Below are 13,714 nucleotides of genomic sequence, written 5' to 3'. Positions count from 1 at the left end.
AACCCAAAATTCAAGGGACCAGTAAGCCCCCAAGTTTAACCTCTTATAATCAGATCATTACAAATCCAATGATCGCACTTTATGCCTTTTTCAGTATAAGATAGAATTTCGAATGTTTAATCCGATTAGGAAAAAATTAAAAAGCCATTATGCAACGGCTTTTTCAGTTTGGAGTATTTTCTCCAAGCGCTTTTTCAGCACCAACTCATCAGCGTCCAACCGGTACCTCATTCTCAAATATTGCTGGGCTTCTCTGAGGTCTTTCCCGTCTCGCAGGACAATTTCTTGAAGGGTTATGAAAATCAGATCTCGTTCCATAGCAAACAGGGCTTATTTGGTATTAAAATACTGATCTTTTAGCATTTAACCCTGCAGATTTTCTGAAATTTTATAAGCGGTCAGCCACCACAATTGTCTTTTTAATCAGATTAGTTCTTCCGCTTGGCTCATATAGCTCCACTACTAAAACGTAATATCCCATCCTGACCCGGTTACCCGCAGAATCTGTTCCTGTCCAGGTAAAGATTCCGCTTGTTCCCAAAACTTGGTTTTGAGCCAAAGTCTGAATCAGTTGGCCTCCTACGGAATAGATTTGGAATGTACCGACCCATCCAGTTTGGTCCAGTTGGTATTGAATGCTGGCAAAAGCAGGACCCGAACTCCCCTCTGGATCAAAAACTTCAGGTTCAATCTGAATCATATTTCCATTCAAATCGCCTTCAATAATTTGGGAATTTTTTCGTCCAGGGGTCCCAAAGTCTTCATTCCCCGAGGCCGATTGCCAGTTGGATGGTAAGGATGCCTCAGAGAAGTGGGAAATTCGCTCCAGTGAAACTCCCTTTGAATCTCTCAAAAGAGGATGGTGAAAATCCTCATTGTAGGTAAAGGTTTCGAATATTTTTCCTTCGGGAGAAATCAAAACTACTGTACCACCGGAAATTGGATAACTGGGCAATAATGGAATCTGAAGCAAGTTTCCAGAGGCAGATTTAGGATAGGAAAGTTTTAGGCGGTTGATATCGGTGGAGATGGCTAAATAGCCTTCCGGATTAAGAATCAATCCTTCTTTCCCAAATTCTCTAATCTGGTCTGGCTTACCGAAATCGTCAAAATTAGCCAGAGCCCAAGAATCAAGATTCAGGAATTTCTTGCTGGTATTTCGAAGTTCCACGAACTTAGGATCACCGGATTTAGGATCAAAAAGCACCTCATTTAGGATGACATCACCTGGCTGAGGCCTGGAAGACAGGATTAATTTCGAAATGCCAACTTTGTCGAGATCATTTCCCCAGCAGTCCTTAATCCCAGAGATCTCCAACCGATAAATTTCAGATTCTTTAGCAGGTGATTTTAAATAAATTACAAGTCTGTCACCTGCCGAAAAGTAAGTGGAGTCAATTTCCAGCGAAGGAGAAAAAACAATGTTTTTCTTTTCTATTCGGGAAAAAACCGGTTCCGAAAAGGTCAAATTGACCGTAAGGGAATCTTGAAACCATGCATTCTCCAAAACTGGAAGAGGAGTAACTTCATTTCCTTTACGTACAGAATTTTGCTTTCCGGGAGTTCCTCTGACAGAGTCGATCGAAGGCATTAATAGGACTGAATTATCACACTGGTAGTCGGAATTTGGTACCTCGAGGCTAAACCCACCGTTTGCAAATTCACTTTCTCGCCAACTTGCCGTAGAATAAGAAATCTGATCAATCAAAGAACCTCCAACAGCTTTGAGAGTCAAATGGTCTCCTGAATTCAGTAAAGTTGGCCATTCCCTTACCGGAAAAACTTTCCCATACTGCCTCAAAAGGACAGCCTGATTTTCAGGAGCAAGAACCAAATACTCACCGGGTTTCAGCCATAAATCATCTAAAATCGTCTCAGACCGGGAATTGGAAAGCCGAATTCCTTCTAGTCGGACCTCATCATCGCCTGCGTGATAGATTTCAATATATTCTACATTCGGAAGGTCCTGATCCGCTCTTGGGGCAGGCATGAGTTCATTAAGTACTAAGGTCTTTTCCGGAATTTCAGTGGGATCATAAAAGGAAAACTGAATAGTAGTATCCTGAAGGAAATTTCCTTCCAAATCCGGAATCTGCCGAACGGTAATCCCATAGGATTTTTCGTCTTGCAGGTCATTTTCCATCATTAATACAGCAACGGAATCGGCTTTCAGCTCCACCTTCTCAGGATTCTCACCTCCCAGTTCATAAGCTAGAGGAAGAATGGAAAAAACCGGGTCAACTGGTTCACTGAAGGAAACCAAAACCGACTTTGGACCAAAACCCCTGGCTTCCTGGATTTGGGGAGGGAGCTCATCTGTTATTATATCCCCAAATTCAAAATCATCCATCATCCATCGGGCAGCACTTCCAGACCCCGGACCATAACGAATTTCCAAACGCAGAAAGATTTCCGTTTTGCCAATTAATTCCATCGGAACAGGCAAAGTAAATCTTCGATAATCCTGATCATCATTGGCAAATTCAGCATCGGAACCGATTTGAACTAAATCTGAAAACTCACCATCCAGTTCTTCGCCCCAAGCGAAAAACACCTGTGCGGGACGGCTCCCGGTGCCATTCCGACTAGACTTGGCAAAAAATATTGCTTGGGGATTTTCAAATTGGGCAGGGGTCAATTTTATCCAAATTACCCCATTAAACGTACTGATCGGCTGAACCGATAACGATTTGCTACCACTTCTTCCAGAGTTAGAATCCTGAAAAATTCGAGAAGTGGTGCTTCTGATTTCATTGCCAAACCAACCCGGAAGAAATTCCTGTGGATAATTCAGAATCTGGAAGGGCTCTTCAAATTTTTGGCTTTGGGCAAAAACTGTTTCTATCCCTATCAAAAGGATTATCCAAACGGGAAAAATCACCCGCAAAACCGACAAAAAATAAATTTTCATTAAAAAAATAGAAAAAGAGTCACCTAAATAAATAAAATCAAGTGGTTTTAACAATCGACCTTTTACAAAATCAGTTGAAATTTTTCCGTCACAATCCTGAAAATGAACGCTTAGTCCGTACTTTTGCAGACCAAAATCAATTAAACCTACATTAAAAATGAAACTGGCTGTAGTAGGCGCTACCGGACTGGTTGGCTCCGAAATCCTTGAAGTGCTCGATGAGCACAATTTCCCTTATGACGAACTCCTTTTGGTCGCTTCCGAGCGCTCTGTAGGTAAACAGATCGAGTATAAGGGCAAAAAACATACGGTAATCGGTCTAGCGGATGCCGTAGCAGCCAAACCCGAAATCGCCATTTTCTCAGCAGGTGGCAGTACTTCCTTGGAATGGGCACCTAAATTCGCTGAAGTAGGCACTTTCGTCATTGACAATTCCTCCGCTTGGAGAATGGATCCAACCAAGAAACTGGTAGTGCCTGAAATCAATGCGAAGGAAATCACAGCATCCGATAAAATCATTGCCAATCCAAACTGCTCAACCATTCAAATGGTATTGGCTTTGGAGCCTTTACGTCAGCGCTATGGCATCAAGCGAATTGTAGTCTCTACCTATCAGTCTGTGACCGGAACGGGCAAAGCTGCCGTTGATCAGATGATGGCGGAGCGAGCAGGTGAAGTGCCTCAGATGGTATATCCACATAAAATCGACATGAATGTCCTTCCTCATATTGACGTGTTCCAACCCAACGGTTACACCAAGGAAGAGATGAAAATGATCAACGAGACTAAAAAAATCTTTGGAGACAACTCCATTCAGGTGACTTCTACTACAGTCCGTATTCCTACCATGGGAGGTCACTCCGAGGCGGTGAACGTGGAGTTTAAGCAGGATTTTGATCTGGCAGAAGTGAGAAGCCTCCTGGAATCTGCTCCCGGAGTAATCGTGCAGGACGATCCGACCAACTTCATTTATCCTATGCCAATCACGGCACACAAAAAGGACGAGGTGTTCGTAGGACGTCTGAGACGAGACGAATCTCAACCCAATACGCTGAACATGTGGATTGTAGCCGATAACCTGAGAAAAGGTGCCGCTACCAATGCCGTTCAGATTGCAGAATACCTGTTGGAGAAGGGTCTGGTTTAATGGACTTCAGCGAGTATCATAGCGCTGAATTCAGACAATTTGTGCAGGATCATCTTAATGAAGATCCTGCACTTTTACTTTTTAAATACCAGGGCAAAGTGAGTTTTGACCTGAAAATGGCTGTTCAGCAGATTGGGGCAAGACAAAGAGCCGCAAAAAAACTTTCCGCTTGGTCAGCTGATCCGCAGTTGCTTTTCCCTGCCACCATTTCCCTGGAGCAGAGCTCCAGCGAGGAGACGGCAAAATTCAAATCAAAAGGAATGCATGGAAAGCAGATGATCGACCTGACGGGCGGCTTTGGAGTGGATTTTTTTTACCTGAGTCAGGGATTTGAGTTGGGAATTTACTGCGAAAAGCAGGCTGAACTTTTTGAGGTTGCCCGACACAACCTGGAGCTTTTAGGCCCTGGAAAATTTCAGTTTGTGGAAGGAGACGGGCTCGAATATTTGAAAACAACCCCGCTGCATTTTGACCTGATTTATGCCGATCCGGCCAGGAGGGGCATCAGCAACCAAAAGCTCTATAAGCTGCAGGACTGTGAGCCCGATGTGGTCGGCGCCTGGGCTCTCTTGCGCAGCAAAGCTGAAAGAATTAGGATCAAAGCTTCTCCGATGACCGACATTTCCCAGGCCTTGAGTGAGCTACCCGACATTCAAAAAATCACCATCGTTTCGGTCAAAAACGAAGTGAAGGAGCTTTTGCTGTCCTGGGAAAAAGGAAAAGAAAAGACCTCCAAACGGATAGAAGTCGTGGATTTAGGAAGTAATTTTCCAAGGTTTGAATTTGGTGCGGAAGAGGAAGAAAAGGCAAATTCTCAATTCGGAGAGGCTGAAAAGTATCTCATTGAGCCATTGAGCGGAATTCTGAAAGCCGGTGCATTCCAACTTTTCGGGGAGCGTTTTGGATTGAAAAAACTGGAGAAAAATTCTCATCTCTACACGGGAAGCCAATTTACTCCGGAAATTCCAGCACGGATTTTCGAGGTATTGCAGGAAATTTCTCCCAAAAAACAAGAAATGAAAGCTCTTTTCCCCTCCGGAAAAGCTAATGTCATCTGCAGAAACTATGTTCTCGGTGCTGAAGACTTAAAAAAGAAACTCGGATTGAAGGACGGAGGAGAAGATTACCTGATCGGCACCAAATCAGACAGTGGATATAAGGTTTTTTGGTGTAGACGGCTAAAATAGTCTTGCTTTTATGTCCTCACTCCACAATGGTCCTGAAGGTAAGGTTCACATGGGGAGTAGTGATACGCTTGGTCGGCGGGAGGCGGTGCAGCCAAAACGTCTGAGTGGTGTCTTTCATCACTAAGAGACTGCCATGCTCGAGGACAAATTCCACCTTTTCCTTGCTCTGTTTATGCTTGAAAGCGAACTTTCTTTCCGCTCCAAAGCTCATCGAGCCAATGGCTCCGTTCTTTTTCAAATCGGCTTCCCCATCGCTGTGCCAGGCCATCCCTTCCTCCCCACTATGATACAGATTGAGCAGGCAGGAGTTAAACGTTTCACCAGTTTCCGCCTCGATGAGCTCTTTCAACTCCAGTAGCTCCTTCGTCCATGGAAGTGCGTGTTTTGTCGTATTTGAATAGGTATACTCAAATGGTTTTTCGCCATACCAGGCGACTTTCCGCTTGGTGATTATCTTCTTCCCGAAGATCACCGCTTCGTCATTCCGCCATTCGATGGTTTCCAAAAGACGATTGAAGTAGAAACCCGCCTTTTCCATCGGCAAAATCTTTCCATAATAATTTACCGTTCCCCCATAGGGTAACCAGTTCTTCTGCTGATCTATTGTTTCGCTAAATAAATCCATCTTTTGTATCCTTCTTTCATACAATGCCCACATGGTCGATAACCGTGGAAAATCGCTTCTTTTTCCGAGGAAAAAAACACCCGATTCTCCCGCTTCAGACGCTTACCTGTCGAGCAGGACAGCTTTCCGTAAATCCGCAACTTGCTGTTTCCTGCAAAGGTCAACTCCCTTTTTCGGATCAAGGTTATTAGTTCCCTATCACCCAAATCACTATGCCTCACCATAGTCATGCCCATTACCTAACTGATCGCATCGTGAAAAATGATCCCCAAGGTATGGCGGTGGCCTTCCCTCACTTCGCTTACGCCGTGTTTCATATTCACCCGATAATATCCCTTGGCTCCTTTTTCGGGTTTGAAATTGGTGGTAAAGATCAAGGCATCCCCTTTCTTGGGGTTTAATACAATAGCCTTGGACTGTGCTCTGGGGATCTGTTGCGTAAGGACAAATTCCCCTCCAGTAAAATCTATGTCCGGCTCATTTAAAAACAAGACGAGCTGTATAGGGAAATAGACTTCTCCATACAGGTCCTGATGCAAGGTATTGAATCCTCCCTTTCCGTATTTCAGGATCAACACGGTTGCTTTTTGTTGTCCGGCAATGTGGCATTGCTTAAGAAGCCCCTCATGATTTGGGGGAAATTGGATCCCCATCTTCAAAGCTTCAAACCAATCGTTGGCGATCGGTACGAGATGTGGATAGATGCCGGAACGAATCGTCTGAATAAGATCGGGTAAGGGGTAATTGAAGTATTTATATTCTCCCAAGCCAAAGCGGTGACGGGCCATGACGACCGTCTTTCGATACAATCCCTGATTCTTATATCCAGCTTTCAGGGCTTCGCACTGTTCATCAGTCAACATTTTGGGGAGGAGGGCATAACCGTCTCGATGCATTTCTTCTGTGATGCTTCCCCAAGCGGCACTTTCAATTCTTTGATAAACTGTCTGCATAATCTTGACCTTAGATTTCGGAATAGATCTTAGCCCCTTCCCAACCAATAATGGCGGCCTTCCGGGTGGCCCCCCACATATAGCCACCAAGCATGCCTGAAGATTGAATCACCCGGTGGCAGGGAATGAGGAATGCAACTGGATTGGTTCCGATGGCGGTTCCGACTGCACAGGAAGCCTTTGGATTACCGATCCGGTCAGCAATGTGGCCATAGGTCATCAGTTTTCCCATCGGGATTTTCAGCAGGCTTTCCCAGACTTTCAACTGAAAATCAGTTCCTTTCAGATGCAGTTTAATCTGGTTGAGTTTGCTCCAGTCATTCTGAAAGATGAATAGGGCATTTTGCTGTAGCAAATCGAGTTTCCTTAGGAAATCAGAATTGGGAAATCTCAGCTTCAGATCGTTCAGGGCTATTTCCTCTTCTTCTGCAAAAGCCAGATGGCATACTCCCTTTGGGGTCGAGGCTACGATCAAAGGACCGAAAGGGCTATCGGCAAAACTGTAATTTATCTTCAGACTTTTACCACCGTTTTTATACTCCGCAGGAGTCATCCCCTCGATGTTGACAAACAAATCATGTAATCGGCTGGTACTTGAAAGCCCAGTCTCATGAGCTGTTTCAGACACCGAAGCCTGCCCATCCTGAAGGATTTTCTTTGCATGCTCCACGCTGATGTACTGCAAAAATTTCTTTGGACTTGTCCCGGCCCATTCGGTGAACAGCCGCTGAAAGTGGAACGAACTGAGATGAACCTTTTCAGCTACCTCATCCAGATTAGGCTGAGTCTTAAAATTGGCGCGGAGGTATTCGATGGCTTCGGCGATCCGATGGTAATTGAGATCTGTCTGTGTTTCCATGGCTTTCAAAATTATATGACAAATCTTCAAAATTGCCTGTCTCCAAAAAATCCGAAAGTTGCGGAATTCAACTCCGCCATCAAACAAAAAGGTCTGTGCGGACACAGACCTTTTGTTTGATAAAAGTACGGGAAAGGATTATTCCTTCACTTCTTCGTAGTCGATATACTCCCCCCCCTCGAGGTCTTTTCTCCGTTTTTCCGCCTGATCACGCGGAACAAAATCCACATTCACATCGCTTTTGGATTGGGCCCGCTTTTGAGCCCGCTGCTGTTCCATGGCGGCTTCATTGACCTGCTTAGCAAACTGAGCCAGCTTGGATCGAAGAAAATAGCGGATGAGTTGGCCCAACAGCCAACCCACTCCAAGGAATATGAGAAGAAATTTGAACAATGCTTTTTAAGTTTAGTGGATTTGGTTTACCTACTCAGATAGATATTTCGCTCTGCGTATATCTTCAAGAAATAATCATCCATCAGGTCATCAATGAAGTAAATTGCCTCACCGGTGGATTTCATTTCAGGTCCCAATTCCTTGTTTACATTCGGGAATTTATGGAAAGAGAATACAGGTTCTTTGATGGCATAACCCTTTTTCACAGGTTTGAATTCAAAGTCAGTCACCTTTTTCTCCCCTAGCATCACCTTTACGGCATAATTGACATAAGGTTCCTGATAGGCCTTGCAGATAAACGGCACGGTACGGGAAGCTCTTGGATTGGCCTCGATGATGTAAACTTTGTCGTTTTTAATAGCAAATTGAATATTGATCAAACCAACTGTTTTGAGTGCAAGGGCGATTTTGTGTGTATATGTTTCGATCTGACGGATCACAAGGTCGCCCAAATTGTAAGGAGGCAATACTGCGTAGGAATCACCGGAGTGAATGCCTGCAGGCTCGATGTGCTGCATGATTCCGATGATGTAGACATTTTCACCATCACAAATCGCATCTGCCTCTGCCTCTATCGCCCCTTCCAGGAAGTGATCCAGCAGAATTTCATTGTTTGGAATATCTCTCAGCACATTGACCACGTGCTGCTCAAGCTCTTTCTCGTTGATCACGATCTTCATCCCTTGACCTCCCAAAACATAGCTTGGGCGCACCAAAAGTGGGAAACCGATGGTCTTGCACAACTCAAGTGCTTCGTCGGTATTGTGAATCGTTCCGAATTCCGGATAGGGAACATTCAGATCTTTCAGCAAGGTAGAGAATCGTCCTCTATCTTCTGCCAGATCCAATGCTTCGAAGCTGGTACCGATGATTTTGATTCCGTACTTATCCATTTTTTCCGCCAGTTTCAAAGCAGTCTGACCTCCAAGCTGAACGATAACTCCGATTGGATTTTCCTGAAGGATGATCTCGTAAATATGCTCCCAGAAGACCGGCTCAAAGTACAGCTTATCAGCAATATCAAAATCGGTAGAAACAGTCTCAGGATTACAATTAATCATGATGGTCTCGTAGCCGCATTCTTTGGCAGCCAAAACCCCATGGACACATGAATAATCAAACTCTATTCCCTGACCGACTCGGTTTGGGCCAGAACCCAGTACGACAATCTTTTTCTTGTCGGACCTAACCGATTCATTTTCTTCTCCGAAAGTTGAATAGTAATATGGCGTCTTGGCTTCAAATTCAGCCGCACAGGTATCCACGAGCTTGTATACCCGCTTGATTCCCATTTCTGTGTATCGCTTGTTGAAGACTTCGCTTTCCAAGCAATCCAACAAGTGAGCTATCTGACGATCTGCATAGCCTTTTTTCTTAGCCAGATCCATCAATTCAACTGGAATCGTATCAATTTTATATTTGGAAATCTCCCCCTCCAAATGAACCAACTCTTCGATTTGTCGAAGAAACCACTTATCGATTTTTGTTAGGTCATGAATTGTCCGGAAAGAGATTCCGAGTTTGAAAGCATCATAGATATGAAACAATCTGTTCCAGCTCGGATTTGCAAGGGAGTAAAGAATCTGAGCTTGATCTTTAAGTTCTTTGCCGTCAGCTCCCAGTCCATTTCGCTTGATTTCAAGGGACTGACAAGCTTTTTGCAAGGCTTCCTGGAAGTTGCGGCCGATTCCCATCACTTCACCTACCGACTTCATCGACAATCCCAATTTGCGGTCGGAGCCTTTGAACTTGTCAAAGTTCCATCGAGGGATTTTCACGATCACGTAGTCGATCGTAGGTTCAAAGAATGCAGAGGTGGTCTTGGTGATCGAGTTGCTCAGCTCATCGAGGTTGTACCCGATAGCAAGCTTGGCAGCCACCTTGGCGATGGGATATCCGGTAGCTTTAGATGCCAAAGCTGACGATCTCGATACCCGAGGGTTAATCTCAATCCCGATGATGGTCTTGTTGTCAGGACTTACAGCAAACTGCACATTGCAACCACCGGCAAAGTTCCCGATGCTGTTCATCATCTTGATCGCGTGATTTCTCATTTGCTGATACACTGTATCAGGAAGGGTCAAGGCAGGCGCTACAGTGATCGAATCTCCCGTGTGCACTCCGCAAGGATCAAAATTTTCAATGGAACAGATCACAATCATGTTGCCGATATTGTCCCGCATCACTTCCAGCTCGTATTCCTTCCAGCCCATGATGCTTTGCTCGATTAGCACTTCATGAACGGGGGAAGCTTGAAGTCCCGCCACAAGATATTTCTCAAAATCTTCTTCTTTTTCAACAAATGCTCCACCTGCACCACCAAGGGTGTAAGAAGCACGAATAATCAGAGGAAATCCTATCTCCTGTGCGATTTCTTTACCCTGAAGGAAAGAAGTGGCTGTGTCTCCTTTGCACACCCCAACGCCGATCTCTTCCATCAGCGCTTTGAATTTTTCGCGGTTTTCGGCAGTATCGATCGCTGCGATATCCACACCGATCATGCGCACTCCAAACTTTTCCCAAATACCTGCCTTGTCGCAGTCGATGGCCAGGTTAAGAGCCGTCTGCCCTCCCATGGTAGGTAAAACCGCATCAATATCGGGATGATCAGTTAATATTTTCTTGATGGATTTCTTATCCAGAGGAAGCAGGTACACATTATCTGCGGTGACCGGGTCGGTCATAATCGTAGCCGGATTCGAGTTGATCAGCGTTACTATAATACCTTCTTCACGAAGGGAACGAGCTGCCTGAGAGCCTGCATAGTCAAATTCGCAAGCTTGACCAATGACGATGGGACCTGAACCGATGATGAGAACGTGCTTGATGCTACTGTCTTTAGGCATTTCGAGGTGGGATAGGGAGAGATAAAATACTTACGTCCAAATTGGCGCAAAATTAGAAAAATAATCCGAAGGGGGAAGGATTAACTTGGAGATTTGGGAAAAGAGCTAGGAAAAAAGTGAAAATCAACCATACAAATTCTCAGGTCGGAATTATCAATTTTGATTTAATAATTTCACAGAATGAACTGGAATACATTTGAGTTTTTTCCTGTAATGGGAGAAAAACTGACAACAGAAAATACACTTTCACTGGATTTTACAGCCGCTAATCAGGAGTTGGAGGCGGTTGATCTGAGTAACACATCAGCCTTCGACCGTTATGTTTTTGGAAAATTAAATCAGGCGAGAAAAAAGTATGGAATTGGGGGCTACCTGGAGAAAAGAGCGATCTACCGCCGGAGTGAGGTCTTCGCAACAGGAGAATCAAACTTTCGAAATATACATTTGGGAGTAGATATCTGGACTGAGGCAGGAGCAGAGGTTTTTGTTCCCTTTACTGGTAAAATCCATAGCTTTCAGGACAACGCAGGCTTTGGCAACTATGGACCGACGATCATTTTGGAGCATGAGATTCAAGGGAAAAAGCTCTTCTCACTCTTTGGACATCTTTTCCGTAGTGATCTGGAAAATCTGGAAGTCGGAAAATTTTTCCAAGCTGGAGAAATCCTGTGTCATGTTGGACCTTTCCCGGAAAACGGAGATTGGCCACCCCATCTCCACTTTCAATTGATGTGGGATATGGGCGGAAACTGGGGGGATTATCCGGGAGTGGCAGCGGAAAAGGATTTGGAGTTTTACCGAGAAAATTGCCCGGATCCGAATTTGATTCTTAATTTCTAAAACTAAACAGCCTTTCTGTTATTTTCTTCACCCTATTTTTTTAGCTTATATCCACTTTTAGCTATAGCATGAAAACGATTTTTGTAAAAAGCGGCATTTGGAAAAAGCAAGGGCTTGTCTTGCTAGAGTTTGGATTTGACCACCAATTGAAGGAGCTGGTCAAAACTCTCCCCGGAGCGGTATGGAATGGAAGGAGAAAAGCCTGGATTCTTCCCTACCAAGATGGCCTTCTGGTTCGGATAAAGCACCTTTTCCAAGGCAAAGCCAACTTGGATCTTTCGGGCTTTCGAAAGATTCTTCCTGAGGAGCTGCCAGCAAAATTCCCCGATTTGAGTCCGAATTTGGAACAGGAAATCCAAAAGTTTGGCGAATGGATGCAAAACCGTCGCTATGCCGAGTCGACCGTGAAGACCTATAGCCAAAGCCTCAGCCTTTTTTTCCGATTTATGAGGAATAAAAATCCTGAAGAAATCACAACTGAAGACTTGGAAAACTTTCATCAAAATTATATTCTTAGGAGAAAATACTCGGTTGCGTTTCAATCCCAGGTGATCAATGCTGTAAAGCTCTATTTTTCGACTAAACTGAAGCGAAAACTCGAGCCAACCCAGGTCGAACGGCCCAAGAAGCCGAGAATTTTACCCCATGTCCTAAGTAAAGAAAAAGTGAAAGCAATCCTTCAAGCCCATAAAAATATCAAACATAAGACTATGCTTAGCCTAATCTATGCCTGTGGACTCAGAAGATCAGAACTGCTCAACCTGAAACTTGCAGATGTGGATTCCAAGCGGGGACTCCTGCGGATCAACCAAGCCAAGGGAGCGAAAGACCGGCTAGTTCCAATCAGCGAAAAGACAATAGAAATGCTGAGAGCGTACTACAAATCCGAAAGGCCAAAGGTGTACTTGTTTGAAGGAAGCATGGAAGGAAAGCCCTACTCAGCCAAAAGTCTGGAGAATGTATTAAAACAGGCGGTGGAGAAATCAGGTATCAAAAGGAAACCGTCTTTACACTGGCTTCGTCATAGTTATGCCACTCATTTATTGGAAGGTGGAACCGATCTTAGATTTATTCAGGAACTTTTGGGGCACCAAAGCAGCAAAACAACTGAAATATATACCCACGTTTCTACAAGAAGCCTCCAACAAATCAAATCACCCTTCGATGAATTATAAAAAAATAACCGCCACTGATTTTGGCGTTTTATGGCGCTTAGCCATCCAAAATAGAATTATAAGCGCAAGTTTATGGCGCAAATAAACAAGTTAGCGGTCAGCTTAAAAGACGACAATGAAACAGATAATCTACATATTGACATTTTTAATTTTAACAGGTTGCGGACAAACCAATTCTGAACAGAATTCTAATATCTCTAAAGACACAATCACTGACAAAGTTTCGGACACAACCATTTTAGACAATAAACAAATTACGAGACAAACCATCACAGACGAAAATCAGACCGAAGAGTATAGAAAACAATCTTTAAATGGATTTGAAAAAGCAGCACTTTATAAACTGACAGACACAATAACTGCTGACTTTAACGGAGACGGAATTTTGGACAAAGCATTTTATAAGAAAGAAAATCAAAATTCAGGAATTATAATCAAACACGGACAGACAAACGAAGTAGTAAAGATTGGTTTCGGTAAACAATTCGCACATATGACAGAATTCGATTGGGTTGACTATTGGGGATTAGTTGAAGACAAAGAAACAAGTGAAACAACATTTACAGAAGATGGTGACGTTTTAGGAAGTAAAGATGTGAAACTTCAAAATCCTTCAATAGTTTTAGGTGCTGACGAAGTTGGTGGCGGACTAATAACATTCATAGATAGAAAATATGTGTGGATACACCAAGCTGACTAAAGAAGAAAGCCGAACCGCTAACACGGGTTTTGCGTCATGCGGGGTGAAGTGCAAACTTGGAGCTTTGTGCTTCTATTC

At 43.9% G+C, this 13,714-nt stretch carries 13 protein-coding genes; 5 read left to right on the top strand and 8 right to left on the bottom strand.

The genetic code is table 11. The annotated features are described in order from the left end of the window. Positions 1-147 precede the first annotated feature (147 nt). A complete protein-coding gene (locus D0X99_RS20370) occupies positions 148-318 on the bottom strand; it encodes a hypothetical protein (RefSeq protein WP_158587669.1) in 171 nt (56 codons plus the stop codon). A 70-nt stretch (positions 319-388) separates the two neighbouring features. Then, complete coding sequence (locus tag D0X99_RS03200; RefSeq protein WP_119476181.1) at positions 389-2,911, bottom strand: lamin tail domain-containing protein; 2,523 nt, start codon at positions 2,909-2,911, stop codon at positions 389-391. 157 nt (positions 2,912-3,068) lie between these two features. On the opposite strand from D0X99_RS03200, the gene D0X99_RS03195 reads away from it, so the two are divergent. After that, positions 3,069-4,058, top strand: coding sequence for an aspartate-semialdehyde dehydrogenase (locus D0X99_RS03195; RefSeq protein ID WP_119476180.1), 990 nt, complete (start codon positions 3,069-3,071; stop codon positions 4,056-4,058). A gap of 41 nt (positions 4,059-4,099) precedes the next feature. Next, positions 4,100-5,245, top strand: a complete 1,146-nt coding sequence (locus tag D0X99_RS03190) for a class I SAM-dependent methyltransferase (protein WP_233553635.1) — start codon at positions 4,100-4,102, stop codon at positions 5,243-5,245. Between the two features lie 16 nt (positions 5,246-5,261). Here the strand turns inward: D0X99_RS03190 and D0X99_RS03185 are convergent, their stop codons facing one another. From D0X99_RS03185 to carB, 6 genes are all read right to left on the bottom strand, one after another. Continuing rightward, positions 5,262-5,870, bottom strand: a complete 609-nt coding sequence (locus D0X99_RS03185) for an alpha-ketoglutarate-dependent dioxygenase AlkB family protein (RefSeq protein WP_119476178.1) — start codon at positions 5,868-5,870, stop codon at positions 5,262-5,264. After that, positions 5,846-6,094 (bottom strand): Ada metal-binding domain-containing protein, encoded by a 249-nt coding sequence (locus D0X99_RS03180; protein ID WP_119476403.1) that lies wholly within the window; start codon positions 6,092-6,094, stop codon positions 5,846-5,848. The genes D0X99_RS03185 and D0X99_RS03180 overlap by 25 nt, the downstream gene beginning before the upstream one ends. A gap of 15 nt (positions 6,095-6,109) precedes the next feature. Next, on the bottom strand, positions 6,110-6,823 hold the full coding sequence (locus D0X99_RS03175) for a 2OG-Fe(II) oxygenase (RefSeq protein ID WP_119476177.1): 714 nt from the start codon (positions 6,821-6,823) through the stop codon (positions 6,110-6,112). Positions 6,824-6,833: 10 nt separating this feature from the next. Continuing rightward, positions 6,834-7,682: a methylated-DNA--[protein]-cysteine S-methyltransferase gene (locus D0X99_RS03170; protein ID WP_119476402.1), complete on the bottom strand. Its 849-nt coding sequence runs from the start codon at positions 7,680-7,682 to the stop codon at positions 6,834-6,836. Positions 7,683-7,820: 138 nt separating this feature from the next. After that, positions 7,821-8,075, bottom strand: a complete 255-nt coding sequence (locus D0X99_RS03165; RefSeq protein ID WP_119476176.1) for a DUF4834 family protein — start codon at positions 8,073-8,075, stop codon at positions 7,821-7,823. Between the two features lie 26 nt (positions 8,076-8,101). After that, entirely contained in the window at positions 8,102-10,921 is a 2,820-nt protein-coding gene (carB, locus tag D0X99_RS03160) for a carbamoyl-phosphate synthase large subunit (protein WP_119476175.1), read from the bottom strand. A gap of 180 nt (positions 10,922-11,101) precedes the next feature. On the opposite strand from carB, the gene D0X99_RS03155 reads away from it, so the two are divergent. The 3 genes from D0X99_RS03155 (at position 11,102) to D0X99_RS03145 (ending at position 13,636) form a co-directional block, all read left to right on the top strand. Further along, positions 11,102-11,761 (top strand): peptidoglycan DD-metalloendopeptidase family protein, encoded by a 660-nt coding sequence (locus D0X99_RS03155; RefSeq protein ID WP_119476174.1) that lies wholly within the window; start codon positions 11,102-11,104, stop codon positions 11,759-11,761. A gap of 68 nt (positions 11,762-11,829) precedes the next feature. Continuing rightward, positions 11,830-12,936 (top strand): tyrosine-type recombinase/integrase, encoded by a 1,107-nt coding sequence (locus tag D0X99_RS03150; RefSeq protein ID WP_119476173.1) that lies wholly within the window; start codon positions 11,830-11,832, stop codon positions 12,934-12,936. Positions 12,937-13,051: 115 nt separating this feature from the next. Next, on the top strand, positions 13,052-13,636 hold the full coding sequence (locus tag D0X99_RS03145) for a hypothetical protein (RefSeq protein ID WP_119476172.1): 585 nt from the start codon (positions 13,052-13,054) through the stop codon (positions 13,634-13,636). Positions 13,637-13,714 lie beyond the last annotated feature (78 nt).

It is taken from the genome of Algoriphagus lacus (assembly GCF_003583985.1).
GTDB lineage: Bacteria > Bacteroidota > Bacteroidia > Cytophagales > Cyclobacteriaceae > Algoriphagus > Algoriphagus lacus.
Note: the sequence above shows the minus strand (reverse complement) of the source record. Positions and strands in the feature narration are given on the sequence as shown.